The organism is Psychrobacter sp. UBA3068 (assembly GCF_002366815.1).
GTDB classification, from domain to species: domain Bacteria; phylum Pseudomonadota; class Gammaproteobacteria; order Pseudomonadales; family Moraxellaceae; genus Psychrobacter; species Psychrobacter namhaensis.
The window spans coordinates 43997-62525 of sequence record NZ_DFBY01000007.1; the positions used below are offsets into that span (position 1 = coordinate 43997).

The following is an 18529-nucleotide window of genomic DNA, read 5'->3' on the forward strand; positions in this document are numbered from 1 at the left end:
GTGGTTGCAGGTACTAACGTTGCTAAAGTTGTGAAGTCGACAGGTGGTAATGGTCAAGACGTCTATACTGTCAATGCTGATGGTGTCACCGCTTCAGCTGGGTCTGCCGCAGTCATTGTCACCGCAGGTGAAAAAGACGAGGCGACTAACATGACTGACTACGCAGTTGACTTGAGCGAATCCAGCAAAGCCAGTCTAGTAAAAGCGGACAGCGCTATGCAGACTGTCATCACACAGATTGATGGTCAAAATGTCAAAACTCTGGATAAAACAGACAATACTGCCAATTTCCTAACAGGGGATAATATTGTACTCACCGCTGAGGACAATGGTATTAAAGTGTCTACAAAGGACAAGGTTGCCTTTACCGAAGTGACTACAGGCAACACCTTGTTAAACACTGGTGGTGTCAGCTTCCTAGAAGGCAGTACCGTCAGACTGAGCAGTACCGGTCTTGACAATGGTGGTAATCAGATCAAAGGGGTTGCTGCCGGTGTGTTAGATAGTGATGCCGTGAACTTTGGTCAATTACAAGCCACGACTACCACAATGGATAAAGGCCTAAACTTTGGCGGGGATAGTGGGACTGACGTCAACCGTAAGCTTGGTCAAAAGCTCACGGTTAAAGGTGGCGATACTATCGATGCTGATCCAGCGACGAAAAACATTAGTGTCACCGCTAATGGCGCTGATACGTTAACTGTCAGGTTGGCTAAAGATATTAACCTTGGTGATACAGGAAGTGTCACTACTGGTAATACTCAGGTTAATAATGCGGGTATCACTTTATATAACGGTGATAACAGCCAAGTGGCGCTGACGAACAATGGGCTTAACAATGGCAACAATAAAATCACGAATGTGGCTGATGGATTGTTGAGCACTACTAGTCAGGACGCAGTGAACGGTCGTCAGTTATTTGAGACTAACGAAAACATCGCTAAAGGCATCAAAATTGGTGATGGCAATAGCGCCAATGACCAGCAATTCGCCTTGGGAGATACCATCAATGTGACCGGTGATAGTAACCTTACTACCATTGCCTCTGCCACTGGTGTTCAGGTTCGTCTCAACAACCAATTGGACTTGGGCGACGATGGTCGTATGCAGATAGGGGATAGCATCATGAACAGCACAGGTTTTACCTTTGTTGATAATGGCTTAGGTAGAACGGTCTTGCTGAGCAGCCGTGGTCTTGACAATGGTGGCAACCCAATCCGCAATGTCGGTAAAGGCACTCTAGACACTGATGCCGTAAACGTCGGGCAATTAAACGAAGTCGCCGTTGCTTTAGATCAAGGTTGGGGGATCACAGCTCAAGGTGATGTTGCTACCATGGTCAGACAAGGAAGCACGGTTGATATGAATAGCAAAGATGGCAACATTAAAGTGTCTAGAACGTTAGTCAATAATGCTGCTATAGGTGCAAGTGCGGCGGCGGTACCTGCTGGCCCGAATGATATCAGCTTTGATTTAAATCCAGATATTAGCGTGGTTAGCGTCACAGCGGGTGATACCACTATCAACGATAACGGTCTCACTATTGCGGGTGGTCCAAGCGTCACTAAAAGTGGTATTGATGCCGCTGATAACAAGATTACCAATGTTCAAAATGGTGCGGTGACAGCAGGCAGCCAAGATGCCATCAACGGTGGTCAGCTCTATGCACAAGGCAGTGGTATCAGCAGCATTATTGGCGGTAATACCGTCTACAATCCGCTAGATGGTACTTTTACCAATAGCAATATCGGCGGGACCGGTCAAGGCAATATTGATGGTGCGATTGCTTCTATCAGACAAGGTACGATTGCAATCAATGAAAACGTACAAAACAACACCACGGCGATCACCACCAATACCACTAATATTGCCACTAACACCACCAATATCAGCACCAATACTACAAACATCGCGGCCAATAAGGACAGGCTCGATGCTGGTCTCAATTTTGGGGCAGACAGTGGTGCTAATATCAACAAACCAGTAGGGGATGCTAGCGTCTTAAGCTTCACAGGTGGTAACAACATAACGACCACCGCAGAGGGCAGTAGCATCAAATTTGACTTGAATGGTAACATTAACGTAGATAGTGTGACCGCTGGTACGACGGTTATCAACAGCAACGGTATTAGTATGCAAGATGGTCCAAGTATGACCGCTCAAGGTCTATATGCAGGCAATCAGCGTATGACTGGTGTTGCTGATGGGGTAGAAGCTCGAGACGCCGTGAACTTCGGTCAATTAGATGCGGTTAGTAGAAGACTAGGTGACAACATGAATCAATTAGGCTATAAAATTGGTGAAGTTGAAGACGATGCAAACGCGGGTATTTCAGCCGCCATGGCGATGTCCTCACTACCACAAGCCTATATTTCAGGTAAGTCGATGATAGGAGGCGGTGTGGGTACGTACAATGGAGAAAGCGCCGTTGCTATCGGCTTCTCTAAACTATCTAATGACGGTCGTTGGGTCATGAAGCTAAGCGGTACTGCAGATACGCAAGGCAATGCAGGTGCCTCGATCGGTGCAGGCTTCCATTTCGACTGAGTAAGCAGCCGCGCCAAGTATTAAGATGATTAACAAGACACAAAAAAGCAAGACAGTCGCTGTCTTGCTTTTTTATGGATTAAAGAGATAGGGTTTAACGCATTTAGACAGAGAATAAAAAATTTTCTTAAGTGGCTATTCGTTTTCCCATTGGTTTCCACTGGCGTTAGACACTCATTACAGGAATGCTTTGAGACTTATTAGGCTTTTGGCGCATCAGGTTGCATCGTAGGATCAGCGTCTGCAAATGCTTTTAGCGTGCGACAATGCGTATCGATGTCGACGATATTAGGATAAGCACTTAGATCTACCTTAAACCGGTGAGCAGAAGAGACTTGCGGAACCAAATAGCAATCTGCAAAAGTAGGGCTGTCACCGTAGCAGAATTTTCCACGAGTTTTATCGGTCGCTAGGCGTTTCTCTAAAGCAGCAAAACCCTCACTCATCCAGCGGTTGCACCATGCCATCACTTCCTTCTCATCTACTGACAACTCATGGCGTAGATACTGTAAGATACGACGGTTGTTGATTGGGTGAATGTCACAGCCAATCATGGCGCTCATAGCGCGCACGTGCATACGACCAGCTGGGTCTTTAGGTAATAAGGGATTTTCAGGATAGACTTCCTCCAGCCACTCTAAAATAGCCGGACTTTGGTACAACAATAAGTCGTCAGCTTGCAGAACAGGCACCAATCCTTGAGGATTGATGGATTGAAACGCTTTCTCTAGCTGCTCATCTTGCGCCAGATTAACGGTGATATTATCGTAATCTAAGCCTTTTAAATTCAAGGCGATACGAGTACGGTAAGAGGTGCTGCTACGAAAGTAGCCGTAAAGTTTCATCATTATTAATTCCTTTTATTGTGGTATGTTGACTGTAGAATAAGACGTTATAATGATTGATACCAAGCTTATTTCACACAGTCAACGACAAGTATTACTGAGTCACGTTTTTATTTAATTGATATTTAATCGAGCAACCCATGCCAGTAGCCAAAAGCCTTATAGATAACTCTGCCACGAGCAAAAACCAAAGTGGCGTGCAGTCACTCGAGATTGGACTGTCGATATTAGATGTTCTCATTGAGCACAACGAGCCTATGATGCTAAAGGACATCGGCCAAGTGATGCAGATGCATCCGGCAAAGTGCCATCGTTATTTAGTCAGTCTCATTCGTAAAGACTACGCCCGTAAGCTTAGCGATGGCCGCTATGGACTAGGCGAGAGGGTCAATGCCTTGGCAGCGTTGGGGCACACAGGATACAATCAAAACAATGTATTGGAGCGTCTCACGCAGGTTGCTAGTGAAATAAAAGACATTTTCAACTGCGGGGTACAAATCGCTAAATGGTTTAGTGAAGGCCCTATCATCATACAATCTGTTGAGCCGGACAGCCCAATTAGCATTATTACACGTATTGGTTCACGTATGCCGCTGACGACCTCGGCGACAGGACAGTTGTTTGCGAGCTATCAACCTGACAAGATTGTTAAGCCATTGGTCATGGCAGAGTGGCAGACAAAAAATGACGCGGTAATAGCCGATAAATGGCAAAATTTTACCCAACTGCAAGCTAAGATTCGCACCCAAGGTTATGCGACCGTCACGGGCGATATGTTGATGGGTATCAATGCCATCACAGTACCTATAATCTTGCCCCCACTTACCAGTATTACGGCTTCTCAGCCCTTTAGCAATGACAAGCCCTCTGTCGAAAGCTTGCCACTAGAGTACGCCATTACAATCATCGGAACCACAGAGCAGCTACCAATGAGTAAACAACGTAACGTGGTTGAGCAAATAATAGCGATAGCGCAGCGGTATCAAGTGGCATAGCCAAGAACACAGGCGCTACCTTAGGGAGTAGGGTGCATCAAGTGAGGCTTACTCACCGACAGGGACTACCTCGCGTGCCTCAGCCAATTCTTCAGCATGCAAAAACTGAGTATGCGTTGGTGCGCGTTTGGTACGTGCCCACTCATCAAGCATCTCTTGCTTCATCTCTTCGGTGATCATAGAAATTTTTGATTCGGAAGCGGAGTCGTCATAGGTCAGCTCTAAGCGGTGACCGTTGGGATCAAAGAAGTAAATAGAATGGAAGATACCATGATTGGTCACCCCGATCACATCGATCCCCGTTTTTTCTAAATGATCTTTAGCCACCAGTAATTCTTCACGATCTTTAACCTTGAGTGCCAAGTGCTGAACCCAGTTTGGTGTATTGGGATCAAAGCCCATCTCTGGTTGATTGGGCACCTCGAAAAACGCCAAAACATTGCCATTACCCGCGTCTAAAAAGACATGCATATAAGGGTCAAAGGCTTTGGTCGAGGGTACATGATCTTCAGCGAATGCGAGGATAAAATCCATATTTAGATGTTTTTGATACCATTCAACGGTTTCTTTGGCGTCTTTGCAGCGGTAGGCCACATGATGGATTTTTTCAATTTTAAAGCTCATATCAAACTCCTTTTGATAAGGCGTGTCACTCAACAAGCCACCAGTACAGGAAGTGAGATGACTGGTAGCTCAGTTTGATTCATTGCACGCCTGTTTTATGTGTCAATACTATTTGTCAAAATCAAAGTTGATAGCGGGTAATACTTTGCCGCGTACTTCCCCAAAACCGACACGAATGCCGTTCTTTTCGCTATAGCCTTTCATGATCACGGTATCGCCATCTTCGATAAAGCTGCGGGTCTCGCCACCTTTGAGTGTGACGGGTTTGGTGGCGTTCCAAGCGATCTCTAGCATTGAGCCATAAGAGTCAGGCGTTGAACCTGAAATGGTACCTGAGCCCATCATGTCACCCACTTCTACTTTACAGCCAGTGATGGTGTGGTGGGTGAGCTGCTGAGCCATTGACCAGTACATGTATTTAAAGTTGGTTTCGCAAACCACCGTGGCGCTCTCAGCATTTTCAGGTAGTAGCTCTACCGATAGATTGATATCAAAGCTATTATCCGTGTCTTTTTCGTTCAGATAAGCAAGCGGTTTTGGCTCTTGGGTTGGACATGAGGTTTTGAAAGGGGCCAACGCATCCATGGTCACAATCCAAGGGGACACTTCTGAGGCAAACGTTTTGGCGTTAAATGGGCCTAAAGGCACGTATTCCCACTTTTGTATGTCACGGGCTGACCAATCGTTGAGCAAAACCATGCCAAAGATGTGCGCAAAAGCATCATCTACTGCAATCGGTTGACCAATATTATTGCCTTTACCGACGACAAAAGCGGTCTCAAGCTCAAAATCCAGACGCTTACAGGCTGAAAAAACAGGGCGCTCATCGGCATTTGGTTTTAGCTGACCCGATGGGCGTACAACATCTGTACCAGTCACGATAACTGTACTAGCACGGCCGTTATAGCCAACTGGCATCTCAGTCCAGTTAGGGAGGAGCGCATTGTTCGGGTCACGGAACATAGTACCCACATTGGTTGCGTGCTCTTTAGAAGAGTAAAAATCTGTAAAGCCTGGTACTTGCACAGGCAGGTGCATGGTGACGTCTGCTTGCTTAAACAGGGCTTTTTTCTGCAAGTCTGCGTTGTCACGTAAGGTGTCATTGTCACTAGATAGCAGTGATTGAATGGTGTTACGTGCCTGAGTCCAGTTATTTCGACCAGAGTCAATAAAAGCATTTAGGGTGGGTTGATCAAAATAGGAACCACCCTCTAAATTTAACAAACCTTCTGCTTCGATGACAGACAGATCCAATACTTGCTCGCCAATGGCCACACCAGCGCGGCGTTTGCCATCGGTAGTGTCGCTAAAAATGCCATAAGGCAGATTATGAATAGAGAAATCAGAATCGCTCGCGATGTCGATAAACGAGGTGAGGGCGGTGTCAGTCGTTGACATGAGGGGCTCCTTGCTAAGAATGAATAATAAATTACGTTATAGTTAACCACTTATGAATAATGTAATTTATAGAGGCGTATATTGCAAGGATTTTTATGCAGAGTTTTTATCACTCGTGTTACGCAGGGCGGATGTGGTGGGTTGCTATTCACTTTTATTAGTTGAGAAAACACCGTGCATAAAAAACACCGCGCATAAAAAAGGCTGAGCAACTAAATTGCTCAGCCTTGTCTGTTATTATCTGTTTTTTCTAAGCCATGTCATTGGCTACAAAACCGAATCAGTCTTTTAAAACGTCTGCCATCGCATTGGCAACATAATCGATATTGCTGGTGTTTAAGCCAGCCACACACATGCGTGAGTTAGAGACCATATAAATACCAAACTCGCTTTGTAGACGTTCGACCTGCTCAGGTGTTAAGCCGGTAAAGCTGAACATCCCATTTTGACGGGTAATATAATCAAAGTCGCGGTTAGGAATTTTGGCTTCTAACACGGATTTGAGCTTGAAACGCATGGCTTTGATGCGATCACGCATCGCATACACTTCGCCAACCCACTGTTCGTGTAACGCTTCGTCATTCATCACGATATCGACGACGCGGCCACCGTGTGACGGTGGGCTTGAGTAGATACGGCGTACGGTAGCATTTAGTTGACCAAATACACGCTCGGTTTCGTCTACGGTTGGACAAACCACCGATAAACCACCAACACGCTCGCCATACAGCGATAAGTTTTTAGAGAAGGAATTGCTGACAAATAATGGCAAACCCATATCGACGGCTTTACGAATGGCATAAGCGTCGCTGTCCATGTCTTCGCCAAAGCCTTGGTAAGCAATATCCATAAATGGAATCAGTTCACGCGCTTGAATCACGTTTAGTACCGTATCCCATTGCTCACGGGTCAAATCCATACCCGTTGGGTTGTGGCAGCAAGGGTGGAGCAAGACCACATCATTTTTATTCAACGTCTCAAAGAACGCAATCATCTCATCAAACTTGACACTACTATTGGCTTTGTCGTAGTACGGATATTTGCCAACGACAACATCAGAGCCCTCAAAGATGGCAATGTGGTTGCCCCACGTAGGATCGCTCACGTAGCACTTAGCTTGCGGGAACCAGTCATGGATGAATTCAGCGCCGACTTTTAGGGCACCAGAACCACCGATCGTTGCGATAGTCGCCACCAAACCGTCTTTTAAGATTTGAGCGTCTTTACCAAAGAGCAGCTCCTGACAGCCTTTACGGTGTCCTGGCAAGCCTGCCATAGGGAGGTACGGGCGAGGAGCGATAGGGTCTGCAATGCGTTGTTCGGCAGTTTTTACACAGTCGAGTACAGGCAGTACGCCGTTTTCGTCATAGTAAATACCAATGCCTAAGTTGACTTTATTGGGGTTGTTATCCGCCAAAAATTTTTCCATCAGCCCTAAAATTGGATCACCAGCGTAATAGTCGATACGTTCAAACATGTTGCTTCCTTATAGAAATATAAATCGAACCGGCAAAAATCATAGAGCAAATTGACGGTTAACTCAATATGAGATTCAGTTATCTTGAATAATTAACCAAATAGTGGGCTAAAATTATTTTTTTTAGACGTGTATAAGCGCGAGTCACGCTTGAGTGGACAACACTTAGATACGTTGTAAGTCATTAAAATGGCTAGAAAAATAGGTCTGCAAGAATGCCTTAAAGGCAATGGTGGCAGGGGACATCGCTCTAGAAGAGCGTTGGTATATAAAAAATTGACGCATTTTAAAAGGTTGCATCAATGGCCTCATTTGTAAGCCGTTGGCGCTGACCCAGTCAATGACCTCAGGCATATAGGGCAGACACAAGGTGATACCAAAGCCTTGGCGGGTCATCTCAAGGGCGGTGGACATAAAATTTACTTTGTAGCGAGCTTGCTGGATATGGGTCGCAACCCTGTCATCCAGCTCTGCCGTTACTTGCTCGATAAAGGGGCCTTGCAGCGTGATCAGCGGAATACCCAGTAAGTCCTGCCAAGTGATTTCAGATTTTTGCGCCAGCGCATGGTTATCCGGTGTGACCACACAAAACGGTAGTTGGTACAACAAATCGGCGCTGATATCATCCTCAGTCTCCATAAAACCAAGCTCAGTACCAACCCCTAAATCCACTTCAATATCTTGAATGTGTCTGAGCAAATTTTCTGCCGAACAATCCAATAACGACACACTAATCTCAGGATGCTTCTTGGCAAATTGGGCGATGACTGCTGGCATAGAGGAAGCTGCAAACTGTGAAACGGCGAGCCGTACTTGCCCTTGCGCTAAGCTTGTCAAGCTACTGGCCTCATTTTCAAACAGTTGCATCTCATTCAAGATGCGCCGAGCTTGCGGTAATAAATGTCGTCCTACGGCTGACAAAGACAGCTGGCGGGTCGTACGGTCAAATAACACGATACCGAGGCTGGATTCTAGCTCTTTAATCAAGCCACTGACGGCAGATTGGGTCAAATGCATCTGATCGCTGGCACGAGTAAAACTGCCGTTGTCAGCGACGTTGATAAAAGCGGTTAATTGGCGAATGCTGATATTCATAAGTAAACCTGATAAATAAATCATAAAAAACAATTAGTCTTATAAATAAAGCTAATCTAATATAAATACATCGTCAATAAGAATTATTGATTGAAAGTACTTTTTTATACTATTTTACTGTGTTTTATACCACCAATTGAAATTAAGGATGATGACAATGGCAGATTTATTTGACAACCCAATGGGCCTAAATGGGTTTGATTTTGTTGAATTCGCCTCCCCTAAACCAGACGCGGTCGACGCGTTATTTAAACAGCTTGGCTTTGTGCATGTGGCCAACCATCGTTCAAAAGATGTCGCTTTGTACCGTCAAGGTGACATCAATCTTATCCTAAACCGTGAGCCAAAAAGTCAAGCCAGCTACTTCGTTGAAGAGCACGGTGCGGGTGCTTGTAGTATGGGGTTTCGCGTACAAGATTCTCAAAAAGCCTACGAGCGTGCCATTGAGATGGGCGCTCAGCCAGTAGACGTACCAACAGGCGTGATGGAGCTGAGACTACCTGCTATCAAAGGCATCGGCGGCTCGCTGATCTACTTAATTGACCGTTATAAAGATGGTGAGTCTATCTATGACGTCGACTTTGAGTTTTTTGCTGATATTGATAGAAACCCGATTGGATATGGCTTTAAGGTCATCGATCATTTAACCCACAATGTGTACCGTGGTCGCATGGCTTATTGGGCAAACTTTTATGAGCGTATTTTCAATTTCCGTGAAATTCGCTATTTCGATATCAAAGGCGAATACACAGGTCTGACCAGTAAAGCCATGACTGCGCCTGATGGTAAAATCCGTATACCATTGAACGAAGAGTCAAAGCAGGGCGGTGGCCAAATCGAAGAGTATTTAATGCATTTCAATGGTGAAGGTATCCAGCATATTGCCTTAGCCTGTGATGATTTGCTTGCTAGTATCGATAAGTTAAAAGCCGCTGGTATTCCGCTAATGACGGCGCCAAATGAGACTTACTATCAGATGCTTGATGAGCGCCTACCAGGCCACGGCGAGAATGTTTCTGAGCTACAAACGCGCGGTATCTTGCTAGATGGTACGACTGAAAGCGGCACACCACGTCTATTGCTACAGATTTTCTCTGAAACCATCTTGGGTAGCCCTGTGTTTTTCGAATTTATCCAACGTAAAGGCGATTACGAAGAAGGCTTTGGTGAAGGTAATTTTAAAGCGCTGTTTGAATCCATCGAGCGCGATCAAGTACGCCGCGGCACGGTTGGTCAACAAGAGACGGAAACGCCGTAGTTTTCAGTCAGGCTTTACCTCAATAAATCTTTTAAACATGATAAATGGGCAGGGCAAAAGGAGTTTGTCTTGTCCCTATCAACCTTTTACTTACCAACAAGGTAACTGAAGTAAGTGAGTGATAAGTCAGTGAGTGATATGTAGAGCGCTGGCCGTAACGTTACTCATATCAAAAACTTACTAATCAAAAAGTAAAAGATTGATCGCAATAAAAGGAGTATAGGCATGGAACGCCAACAACATACCACTGCTCACAACACAGTCAGTATGAATGACACGCTCATCTCTAAAGACGAGGCTATAGGCACTGATGCGTCTACTCATGACGACGCCACTCATAAAAAGCTACCTTACGTCTCACATCAACCAGATAGCCATGGTTATATTCATTACCGTGATGATGACAATGCCATGTGGCAAGCACTGCTTGCGCGTCAAGCCGATCAAATCCCCAACCGTGCTTGCTCAGCCTACATAGAAGGTTTAACGAAGTTAAATCTCCCCACCACGCACATACCGCAGCTAAGTGACATTGATGAAGTACTACAAGCGACCACAGGCTGGAGGACAGCGGCTGTTCCTGCATTAATCAGCTTTGGCAAATTCTTTAAACTGCTGGCTGATAAGCGATTTCCTGTGGCGACTTTTATCCGTCGATTTGAAGACATGGATTATATCGAAGAGCCTGACATTTTTCATGAAATCGTCGGACATTGCCCACTGCTGACCCATCCTGCGTTTGCAACGTTTAATGAAACTTATGGCAAGCTTGGTCTTAATGCGACTAAAGAAGAAAGGTGGTTTTTGGCACGGCTCTATTGGTTTACCATTGAGTTTGGTTTGGTTGGGCGCCGCCGTGAAGATCGCAGAATCTATGGCGGCGGCATTCTAAGCTCACCTTCTGAGACGATCTACGCGCTGAGTGATGAGCCAAAAAACGGCCCAGAGTATCGAGCCTTTGATTTATTGGATGTATTACGTACGCCGTATCGTATCGATCAAATTCAGCCAATTTACTACATCATCGACGATTTAGATACGCTATTTGACATCGTCGATAGTGACATCATGGGCGTAATCAAGCAAGCCCGCACACTCGGATTGTTCCAGCCTACATATTCAGTTAAAACCAGTTAGTGGCCTAAAAAATAGTTTTGGCGTGTTAAATATTTAGAGAAGGGTAAACCGACATCGACACAGGTATATGTGTATTAAAAAAACAATCGTTAAAATAAGGATATTATGATGACTGAGTTATCACAAGGCAGCTGCGAAGCGTGCCGTATTGGCGCACCGACAGTCGATGAGACTGAGGCACGCGTGCTGTTACAACAAATACCAGATTGGTCATTGATTGAAGTCGATGGCATCAAACAGTTACAACGACAATATAAATTTAAAAACTTCGTTAAGGCGATGGCATTTGCCAATCAACTGGCAGAAATAGCCGAAGCAGAAGGGCATCACCCAGGCATCCTAGTCGAGTGGGGCAAAGCGACCGTAACGTGGTGGTCGCACAGTATTAAAGGTTTGCACCGTAATGACTTTGTCATGGCGGCTAAGACCGATGGCTTATTTGATCAATAATCCGATTGGTAATCGCCAAACAAACTCATTAAACTTGCCTCCACTTAAATTCAATATTTAAATTCAATCTAACGCCAGATTACGCTGGCGCTCTAAGGATGTGTGATGCCTCCAAAAATATTAACCCAAATTTCACCTCAACTGGCATTTATGATTTCTGCCATTGTCATTGCCATTATGGGCATTACCATGATTGGTTTTGGCTGGGTGCCTCATTTATCGCTCATACTCGCTATCTGCGTTCTACTGGCTATTGGTCTGTTTAAAGGCTTGAGCTTTGATGAAATGCAAATGCAAATGGCATCAGGGGTTATGCGGGGTATTGGTGCGATATATTTGTTCTTCTTCATCGGTCTGATGGTCGCCGCCTTGATGATGTCAGGTGCCATTCCAACGCTGATGTATTTCGGCTTTCAGTTGATATCCCCTGAATACTATTATATTTCCGCTTTTGTATTAACGTCTATTATCGGTATTGCGTTGGGCAGTAGTTTGACGACAGCGGCAACGTTAGGCGTGGCGTTTATTGGTATGAGTAACGCCTTTGATGCCAATGTAGCGATTGCAGCTGGTGCGGTCGTCTCAGGTGCGTTTTTTGGGGACAAGATGTCGCCATTATCTGATACTTGTACGATAGCCTCCTCTGTGGTGGGCATCGATTTGTTTGAGCACATTCGTAATATGATGTACACCACCGTACCAGCGTGGATACTGACAGTCATTATTTTTTGGTTTTTTTCAGGGCAGACGGCAGGTTCTGATCTCAGTCAAGTGACCGTATTGCAAGGCCAGCTGATTGAAAGTGGTTTGGTGCACGGATATGCGGTGTTGCCCTTTGTGGTACTGGTTGGGTTAGCGGTTTTTCGCGTCAATGCCATCTACACGATTATTTGTACCATCGCGGCCGCTCTTATCATTACTTACTTGCATAGCTCGCCAAGCTTTGGGCAATTGGGTGGCTATCTATTTGCAGGCTATGCGCCCGCCGCTTCATTAGAGCTTGGAGAGGTTGGGGGTATGCTGTCGCGCGGCGGTGTACAAAGTATGTTCTTTACTCAAGCGATTGTGATACTGGCGTTAAGTCTTGGTGGGCTTTTGACCGCATTAGGTATTTTGCCAGCCCTATTATCAGGTATAAAACACACATTAACCACGTCAGGACGTGCCATATTTGCCGCTGCCATGTCAGCACTCAGTATCAACGTGCTGATTGGCGAGCAGTATTTGAGTATCTTGTTGTCTGGTACTGCTTTTCGTCCCACCTTCGAGCGCTTAAATCTACACCCCAAAAACCTGTCTCGTACCATTGAGGATGCAGGTACAGTCATCAATCCACTCGTGCCTTGGAGTGTCTGCGGTGTGTTTATCAGCCAAGCGTTAGGCGTGCCTGTGCTTGACTATTTGCCTTACGCGTTCTTCTGTTATTTGTCGTTACTACTGACGATACTGTTTGGTTTTACAGGACTAACGATTAGTCGGGTAAAACGTCATGAGCCAGTTAAAGCAGTGTAAGAGATTTTTACATCAATAAAGTCTTTATCTCAAACAACTAGGGCGTGTCTTCAATGAGGGCGCGCCCAAGTTTTTTAAAAGTTTTGCAGCATGACAGTATCGTTGTTTAACGCCACGTGATAAGCAGCCAGTGTTACATTTCCATCGTCTAAGCACTGTCCTGTGGCAAGGTTAAAGCGCTGTTTATAAATAGGCGAGGCGACATAAAGCACCTCTTCGTCTGTGCCCGTCTCATTCACAATCATTGTGCCACCAATCAAACCGCGAGACAGCACGTTGGCTTGACTGAATGGATCATAATTATCAAGGGCGAAGAGGTCGTTTTTTTTGGTGCGAAAGATGGCAATTTGTTTGCCCTCTATCAGTGCGCAAACGCCCGTGTCAGGGATGATGTCGTTCAGGCGGCAAATAGTGTGCTGTTTCATGGAGCGTTGTCCTTGAGTATGGTCGCGTTAATAAAGTGTTCTGCTGGTCTCTAATTAAGCCAACTCCACCACTTGAATGGCCGATTTTTCAGCATCCGTGGCGGGGCGGATTTGATCGCGTTCGGTCACAAACACGACGTTGTCATCGCCTTGCTCACTGTTCACAAAGTGACGAAAGCGTTTGAGCTTTTCGGTATCGTTAATCGTTTCAGCCCACTCACAGACGTAATTTTCGATGAGCAACTCCATCTGTGCTTCAAGCTCTTCTGCAATCCCTAAACTGTCTTCAATGATAACTGCTTGTAAGTACTCAAGCCCGCCCTCTAAGCTTTCGCGCCATTTTGAAGTGCGCTGGAGCTTGTCGGCTGTTTTGATATAAAACATAATGATGCGGTCGATATATCTGACTAGGGTTTCGGTATCGAGGTCGGTTGCGAACAGCTCGGCGTGGCGCGGCGTGATACCGCCATTACCGCAGACGAATAAATTCCAGCCGTTTTCGGTCGCAATCATGCCAAAGTCTTTGCTTTGTGCTTCAGCACACTCTCTCATACAACCTGACACCCCCATCTTAATCTTGTGCGGTGAACGCACGCCTTTATAGCGATCCTCTAATCTTAACGCCAGACCAATGCTGTCATCGACGCCATATCGGCACCAGTTGTTACCGATGCAAGACTTCACGGTGCGTAGCGATTTACCATAGGCGTGCCCCGTCTCAAAGCCTGCCTGCACCAGTTGTGTCCAGATATCAGGCAGCTGCTCCATACGTGCACCAAATAAGTCCACACGTTGTCCGCCTGTGATTTTGGTGTATAGATTGAACTCTTTTGCGACTTGCCCCAGCACGATGAGCTTATCGGCAGTGATTTCACCACCCGGCACGCGCGGCACGACTGAATAAGTGCCGTCTTTTTGGATGTTTCCTAAATAGTAATCGTTGCTGTCCTGTAGCGGGGTTAGTTCAGGCTTGAGCACATAATCATTCCAGCACGACGCCAAAATAGAGGCAACGGTCGGTTTGCAAATCTCACAACCATGACCGCGACCATGCTCCGTCAGCAGCTCATCAAAGGTTTTGATACCATGAACGCGAATCAAGCTGTATAAATCCTGACGAGAATAAGCAAAATGCTCGCATAAGTCGTTATTGACCTCAAAACCAAGCGTTTTTAGCTGGTAACTCACGGTGTCTTTTACCATTGGCGCACAACCGCCGCAGCCTGTGCCGGCACTCGTTACGGTTTTGATGTCAGAAATCGAGTACGCGCCGTTTGCGACTGCGGAGCAAATCGCCCCCTTCGATACGTTGTAACAAGAGCAAATCGTGGCGGTATCGGGTAAATTGTCGATGCCCATCATAGGTTTTTCGACGTTGGGTAGTATCAGGCTTTCGGGATGCGCTGGCAGATCAATGTCATTGAGATACAACTGCAGCAAGTTATTATAATCTTCGGTATCACCGACCAACACGGCACCAAGCAAACGTTTATTGTTCGCTGTGGTGACAAGCTTCTTATAAATACCTTCGGCAGGGTTTTGGTACAGGTAGCTTAGACTGTTGTCAGCAGCACCATGCGCGTCGCCAATACTACCGACATCAACGCCCATCAGTTTTAATTTGGTGCTCATATCAGCGCCCGTAAATCTTTGTTCCTGATTGCCGGCAATTTGGGCAGCACAAATGCTCGCCATGCTATAACCGGGTGCCACGAGGCCAAAGACTTGATTGTTCCACACCGCGCATTCGCCAATGGCATAGACATGCTCGGCATTGGTGCGACATTGCTCATCGATCAAAATACCACCTCGTGCTCCCATGGTAATCCCGCATTCAGGGTTGTTTTTTATTATGCCATCTTGCGGCCTGATACCCGCACTAAACACAATCATATCGGTATCTAATGAGCTGCCATCGGTAAATTGCATGGTGAGATAATTGGCATCACTGTCTGCACTATCTGTATTAGAAACAATGTCTTGGGTGTTTTTGCCTGTTAGGACTGTGACGCCCAGCGCCTCGATTTTACGCTTTAAAATCTCGCCACCTGCCGCATCAAGCTGAACCCCCATCAACTGCGGGGCAAACTCGACCACATACGTATCAAGGCCAAGGGTAACCAGCGCTTTTGCCGCTTCTAGTCCGAGTAGTCCGCCACCAACCACCACGCCTTTTTTGACTTTGGGTAATTCAGCAATGGCCAAAATCTCGTCCAAATCTGCAATTGTACGATACACATGACAGTGCGGATGCTCACGACCGGGAATCGGTGGTACAAAAGGATACGATCCTGTTGCTAGTACCAGCTCACTGTACTCAATTTTCTCGCCAGCTTGCGTGGTTATAGATTGATTGATCGAGTCGATCTCCACAACTCGCTGGTTTAAATGCAGTTGTATTTTTGATGAATCATAAGTGGTTAAATCGACTAGGTTTAGCTTGCTGGCATCTTTGTGCTCAAAATAACTGGACAAATACACACGGTCATAAGCAGGGCGGTCCTCTTCTGCAAATACATGAATCTCAAATTGTTCATGCAAGCCTTGCTCAATGGCTCTCTCAACAAAATGATGACCGACCATGCCGTTGCCAATCACGACTAAGTTGCCTTTACTTTCTGTGTTTGTGTTTTTTGTGCCTATTGTAGTGCTACTCATGCGTCTGTCCTCTATATAGCTGATAAATGACATTTAGATGCCTACTCATACAGAGCATTCAATAATTGTGCCAAGCAACTTTATTCTTGTGTATTTCTTGAGGCACGCCGTTATAAGCGGTTGAGTAAAAGACAAGGGCAAACAGTATGCTTATTAAGGTTTCTGAGAAATTTAACAGAGGCAAAAGAAAAAAAGATGCCTCTGTCTGTGTTGCTGATCAGAATGTCGATTATAAGTTTTCTATCAATGCCTCCATAAGATACAAATGCACCAACATAGAGATTACGTTGCCCCAATTTGGGTTCTCTCGTTGTGGGTAGGTCAAAACACTGCTTTTGTTTTTCTCCTCTTTTTTTGGTTCTTATAAAAAGGGTCATAAAGTTTTAGTGCCGTGGTAAAAGCGTCGTAAAAGCTTAGCAAGCAGGCGTTGTAGCTCTGCCTTAAAACCCTTGCTCATTTTAAAAACGCAATTTATTACCACAACTGGCATAGCCATTGCACCGCCTTAACTGTCTTAATGGATTTTTTTTGAACATTTGACGCTTTGCAATAACCGAGAAGTTAACCATTTAAGGAAGCCGCTGCCTATGTCATCGTCATCATCGACCCCTGTTGCCTCTACCCCAGACAAGCTAAACGTCTTATCTTTTTCAGGTAAAAATAAAATTCTTCACTTAGGTTGGATGGCGTTTTTTCTGACCTTTTTTGTGTGGTTTAACCACGCTCCGTTTTTATCCGCGATTGGTGAGACATTGAGTCTCACAAAAGACCAAGTCAAAACGCTTCTGATATTGAACGTGGCGTTGACTATCCCAGCCCGTGTCATTATCGGTATGTTGACCGATCGTTTCGGCCCGCGTCTTGTCTATACGGCGATTTTGGCTATCGGTGCGATTCCTTGCTTTACGTTTGCGTTCGCGCAAGATTACAACACCTTGGCGTTGTCCCGTTTTTTATTGGGGTTTGTTGGCGCAGGTTTTGTGGTTGGTATTCGTTTGATGAGTGATTGGTTCCCAACCAATGAGCTGGGCACGGCGGAAGGGATTTATGGGGGTTGGGGCAATTTTGGTTCAGCCGCAGCGGCATTACTACTACCCACCGTGGCGATTATAGCGGCAGCGATCTTTGGGGGCGATGAAGGCTGGCGTTATGCCACCGCCGTGTCAGGTGTGGTGATGGCGCTTTATAGTGTGATTTTTTATAAGATGGCGCGAAACACGCCTAAGGGTGCGACTTACTTTAAACCCAAAAAGTCGGGCGCTATGATGGTGACCTCATCGGGCGACTTTTGGCTGATGATGGTGTTTAAATTACCCATGTATTTGGCACTAGCTTTGTTGGCATGGAAGCTATCACCTGCGGGCGTGAGCCTGCTCAGCCAGTCTAGTGTCACGCTGATTTATATTGGTCTTGCTGTCCTGTATATCTACGAGTTCATCAGCAGTTATCGCTTTAATAAAGAGGTCTTTACCACGCCTGTGCCTGACGCGCATCGGTATGACTTTAAGCAGGTCGGTATTTTAAATATTCTGTACTTTGCAACTTTTGGTTCAGAGCTTGCTGTCGTATCGATGTTGCCATTGTTTTATCAAGAGACCTTTAATCTCTCGATCGTTATGGCGGGCGTGTTGGCGTCGAGTTATGCTTTTATGAATCTGATGTCACGTCCTGGTGGGGGTTGGCTCAGTGATAAGTTTGGTCGAAAAATCACCTTGCTGATTTTGACAGCAGGTTTGGCTGTTGGGTATTTGTTAATGGGCATTCTTGATTCAACATGGCCACTTGCGCTCGCGTTGTTAATCACCATGTTTTGCTCGTTTTTTGTGCAGGCAGGAGAAGGGGCGGTCTTTGCGGTGATTCCATTGATCAAGCGTAGTATGACGGGGCAGTTCGCTGGTATGACGGGTGCGTACGGTAACGTTGGTTCGGTGGTCTATCTCACGGTACTGAGTCTGGTGTCTTATCAAGTGTTTTTCTTCGTCATCGCTGCGACGGCAGTGGTGGGTTTCTTTGCGCTGTTTTTACTCAAAGAACCTGAAGGGGTCATTATTGAAGAGATGCCAGATGGGTCATTTGCTGAGATTCAAGTCAGTCATAGCTAGCACGAG

At 45.8% G+C, this 18529-nt stretch carries 14 protein-coding genes and 1 pseudogene; 8 read left to right on the forward strand and 7 right to left on the reverse strand.

All coding sequences use genetic code 11. The features are described from left to right. Positions 1 to 181, forward strand: a pseudogene (locus B2P60_RS12315) (hypothetical protein); the annotation flags it as partial. 35 nt (positions 182 to 216) lie between these two features. Then, positions 217 to 2547 (forward strand): YadA-like family protein, encoded by a 2331-nt coding sequence (locus B2P60_RS01170; RefSeq protein WP_414706614.1) that lies wholly within the window; start codon positions 217 to 219, stop codon positions 2545 to 2547. Positions 2548 to 2747: 200 nt separating this feature from the next. On the opposite strand, the gene maiA is transcribed toward B2P60_RS01170, so the two are convergent. After that, positions 2748 to 3392 (reverse strand): maleylacetoacetate isomerase, encoded by a 645-nt coding sequence (maiA, locus tag B2P60_RS01175; protein WP_286739031.1) that lies wholly within the window; start codon positions 3390 to 3392, stop codon positions 2748 to 2750. A gap of 140 nt (positions 3393 to 3532) precedes the next feature. On the opposite strand from maiA, the gene B2P60_RS01180 reads away from it, so the two are divergent. After that, the gene (locus B2P60_RS01180) at positions 3533 to 4387 is read left to right on the forward strand and encodes an IclR family transcriptional regulator (RefSeq protein WP_198333529.1); all 855 of its coding nucleotides are present in this window, start codon (positions 3533 to 3535) and stop codon (positions 4385 to 4387) included. Between the two features lie 48 nt (positions 4388 to 4435). Here the strand turns inward: B2P60_RS01180 and B2P60_RS01185 are convergent, their stop codons facing one another. The 4 genes from B2P60_RS01185 to B2P60_RS01200 all read right to left on the reverse strand — a co-directional run bounded on the left by B2P60_RS01185 (position 4436) and on the right by B2P60_RS01200 (position 8981). Then, a complete protein-coding gene (locus B2P60_RS01185; RefSeq protein ID WP_193006383.1) occupies positions 4436 to 5011 on the reverse strand; it encodes a VOC family protein in 576 nt (191 codons plus the stop codon). A 108-nt stretch (positions 5012 to 5119) separates the two neighbouring features. After that, on the reverse strand, positions 5120 to 6409 hold the full coding sequence (gene fahA, locus B2P60_RS01190; protein WP_193006384.1) for a fumarylacetoacetase: 1290 nt from the start codon (positions 6407 to 6409) through the stop codon (positions 5120 to 5122). Positions 6410 to 6689: 280 nt separating this feature from the next. Beyond that, positions 6690 to 7886 (reverse strand): aromatic amino acid transaminase, encoded by a 1197-nt coding sequence (locus B2P60_RS01195; protein ID WP_198333530.1) that lies wholly within the window; start codon positions 7884 to 7886, stop codon positions 6690 to 6692. A 165-nt stretch (positions 7887 to 8051) separates the two neighbouring features. Beyond that, entirely contained in the window at positions 8052 to 8981 is a 930-nt protein-coding gene (locus B2P60_RS01200; protein ID WP_193006386.1) for a LysR family transcriptional regulator, read from the reverse strand. Between the two features lie 157 nt (positions 8982 to 9138). Between B2P60_RS01200 and hppD the strand changes: the two genes are divergently transcribed. The 4 genes from hppD to B2P60_RS01220 all read left to right on the forward strand — a co-directional run bounded on the left by hppD (position 9139) and on the right by B2P60_RS01220 (position 13338). Beyond that, positions 9139 to 10239, forward strand: coding sequence for a 4-hydroxyphenylpyruvate dioxygenase (gene hppD / locus B2P60_RS01205; protein WP_286738960.1), 1101 nt, complete (start codon positions 9139 to 9141; stop codon positions 10237 to 10239). Between the two features lie 225 nt (positions 10240 to 10464). Beyond that, positions 10465 to 11376: a phenylalanine 4-monooxygenase gene (phhA, locus tag B2P60_RS01210; protein ID WP_286738961.1), complete on the forward strand. Its 912-nt coding sequence runs from the start codon at positions 10465 to 10467 to the stop codon at positions 11374 to 11376. A gap of 108 nt (positions 11377 to 11484) precedes the next feature. Continuing rightward, complete coding sequence (locus tag B2P60_RS01215; RefSeq protein WP_193006389.1) at positions 11485 to 11826, forward strand: 4a-hydroxytetrahydrobiopterin dehydratase; 342 nt, start codon at positions 11485 to 11487, stop codon at positions 11824 to 11826. Positions 11827 to 11931: 105 nt separating this feature from the next. Further along, the gene (locus B2P60_RS01220) at positions 11932 to 13338 is read left to right on the forward strand and encodes a Na+/H+ antiporter NhaC family protein (protein ID WP_286738962.1); all 1407 of its coding nucleotides are present in this window, start codon (positions 11932 to 11934) and stop codon (positions 13336 to 13338) included. 74 nt (positions 13339 to 13412) lie between these two features. On the opposite strand, the gene nirD is transcribed toward B2P60_RS01220, so the two are convergent. Beyond that, positions 13413 to 13763 carry a nitrite reductase small subunit NirD gene (nirD, locus tag B2P60_RS01225; RefSeq protein ID WP_198333534.1) on the reverse strand — a complete coding sequence of 117 codons (351 nt, stop codon included), beginning with the start codon at positions 13761 to 13763 and terminating at the stop codon, positions 13413 to 13415. Between the two features lie 54 nt (positions 13764 to 13817). Continuing rightward, a complete protein-coding gene (gene nirB / locus B2P60_RS01230; protein WP_198333535.1) occupies positions 13818 to 16421 on the reverse strand; it encodes a nitrite reductase large subunit NirB in 2604 nt (867 codons plus the stop codon). Between the two features lie 587 nt (positions 16422 to 17008). Here nirB and B2P60_RS01235 point away from each other — a divergent pair. Continuing rightward, positions 17009 to 18523 (forward strand): NarK family nitrate/nitrite MFS transporter, encoded by a 1515-nt coding sequence (locus B2P60_RS01235; protein WP_198333536.1) that lies wholly within the window; start codon positions 17009 to 17011, stop codon positions 18521 to 18523. Positions 18524 to 18529: the final 6 nt, after the last annotated feature.

What these genes read in the sequence shown, in the direction of transcription:
- B2P60_RS01170 (WP_414706614.1), top strand. Translation starts at nt 217, where the DNA reads ATGCAGACTGTCATCACACAGATTGATGGTCAAAATGTCAAAACTCTG.
- maiA (WP_286739031.1), bottom strand. Translation starts at nt 3,392, where the DNA reads ATGAAACTTTACGGCTACTTTCGTAGCAGCACCTCTTACCGTACTCGT.
- B2P60_RS01180 (WP_198333529.1), top strand. Translation starts at nt 3,533, where the DNA reads ATGCCAGTAGCCAAAAGCCTTATAGATAACTCTGCCACGAGCAAAAAC.
- B2P60_RS01185 (WP_193006383.1), bottom strand. Translation starts at nt 5,011, where the DNA reads ATGAGCTTTAAAATTGAAAAAATCCATCATGTGGCCTACCGCTGCAAA.
- fahA (WP_193006384.1), bottom strand. Translation starts at nt 6,409, where the DNA reads ATGTCAACGACTGACACCGCCCTCACCTCGTTTATCGACATCGCGAGC.
- B2P60_RS01195 (WP_198333530.1), bottom strand. Translation starts at nt 7,886, where the DNA reads ATGTTTGAACGTATCGACTATTACGCTGGTGATCCAATTTTAGGGCTG.
- B2P60_RS01200 (WP_193006386.1), bottom strand. Translation starts at nt 8,981, where the DNA reads ATGAATATCAGCATTCGCCAATTAACCGCTTTTATCAACGTCGCTGAC.
- hppD (WP_286738960.1), top strand. Translation starts at nt 9,139, where the DNA reads ATGGCAGATTTATTTGACAACCCAATGGGCCTAAATGGGTTTGATTTT.
- phhA (WP_286738961.1), top strand. Translation starts at nt 10,465, where the DNA reads ATGGAACGCCAACAACATACCACTGCTCACAACACAGTCAGTATGAAT.
- B2P60_RS01215 (WP_193006389.1), top strand. Translation starts at nt 11,485, where the DNA reads ATGACTGAGTTATCACAAGGCAGCTGCGAAGCGTGCCGTATTGGCGCA.
- B2P60_RS01220 (WP_286738962.1), top strand. Translation starts at nt 11,932, where the DNA reads ATGCCTCCAAAAATATTAACCCAAATTTCACCTCAACTGGCATTTATG.
- nirD (WP_198333534.1), bottom strand. Translation starts at nt 13,763, where the DNA reads ATGAAACAGCACACTATTTGCCGCCTGAACGACATCATCCCTGACACG.
- nirB (WP_198333535.1), bottom strand. Translation starts at nt 16,421, where the DNA reads ATGAGTAGCACTACAATAGGCACAAAAAACACAAACACAGAAAGTAAA.
- B2P60_RS01235 (WP_198333536.1), top strand. Translation starts at nt 17,009, where the DNA reads ATGTCATCGTCATCATCGACCCCTGTTGCCTCTACCCCAGACAAGCTA.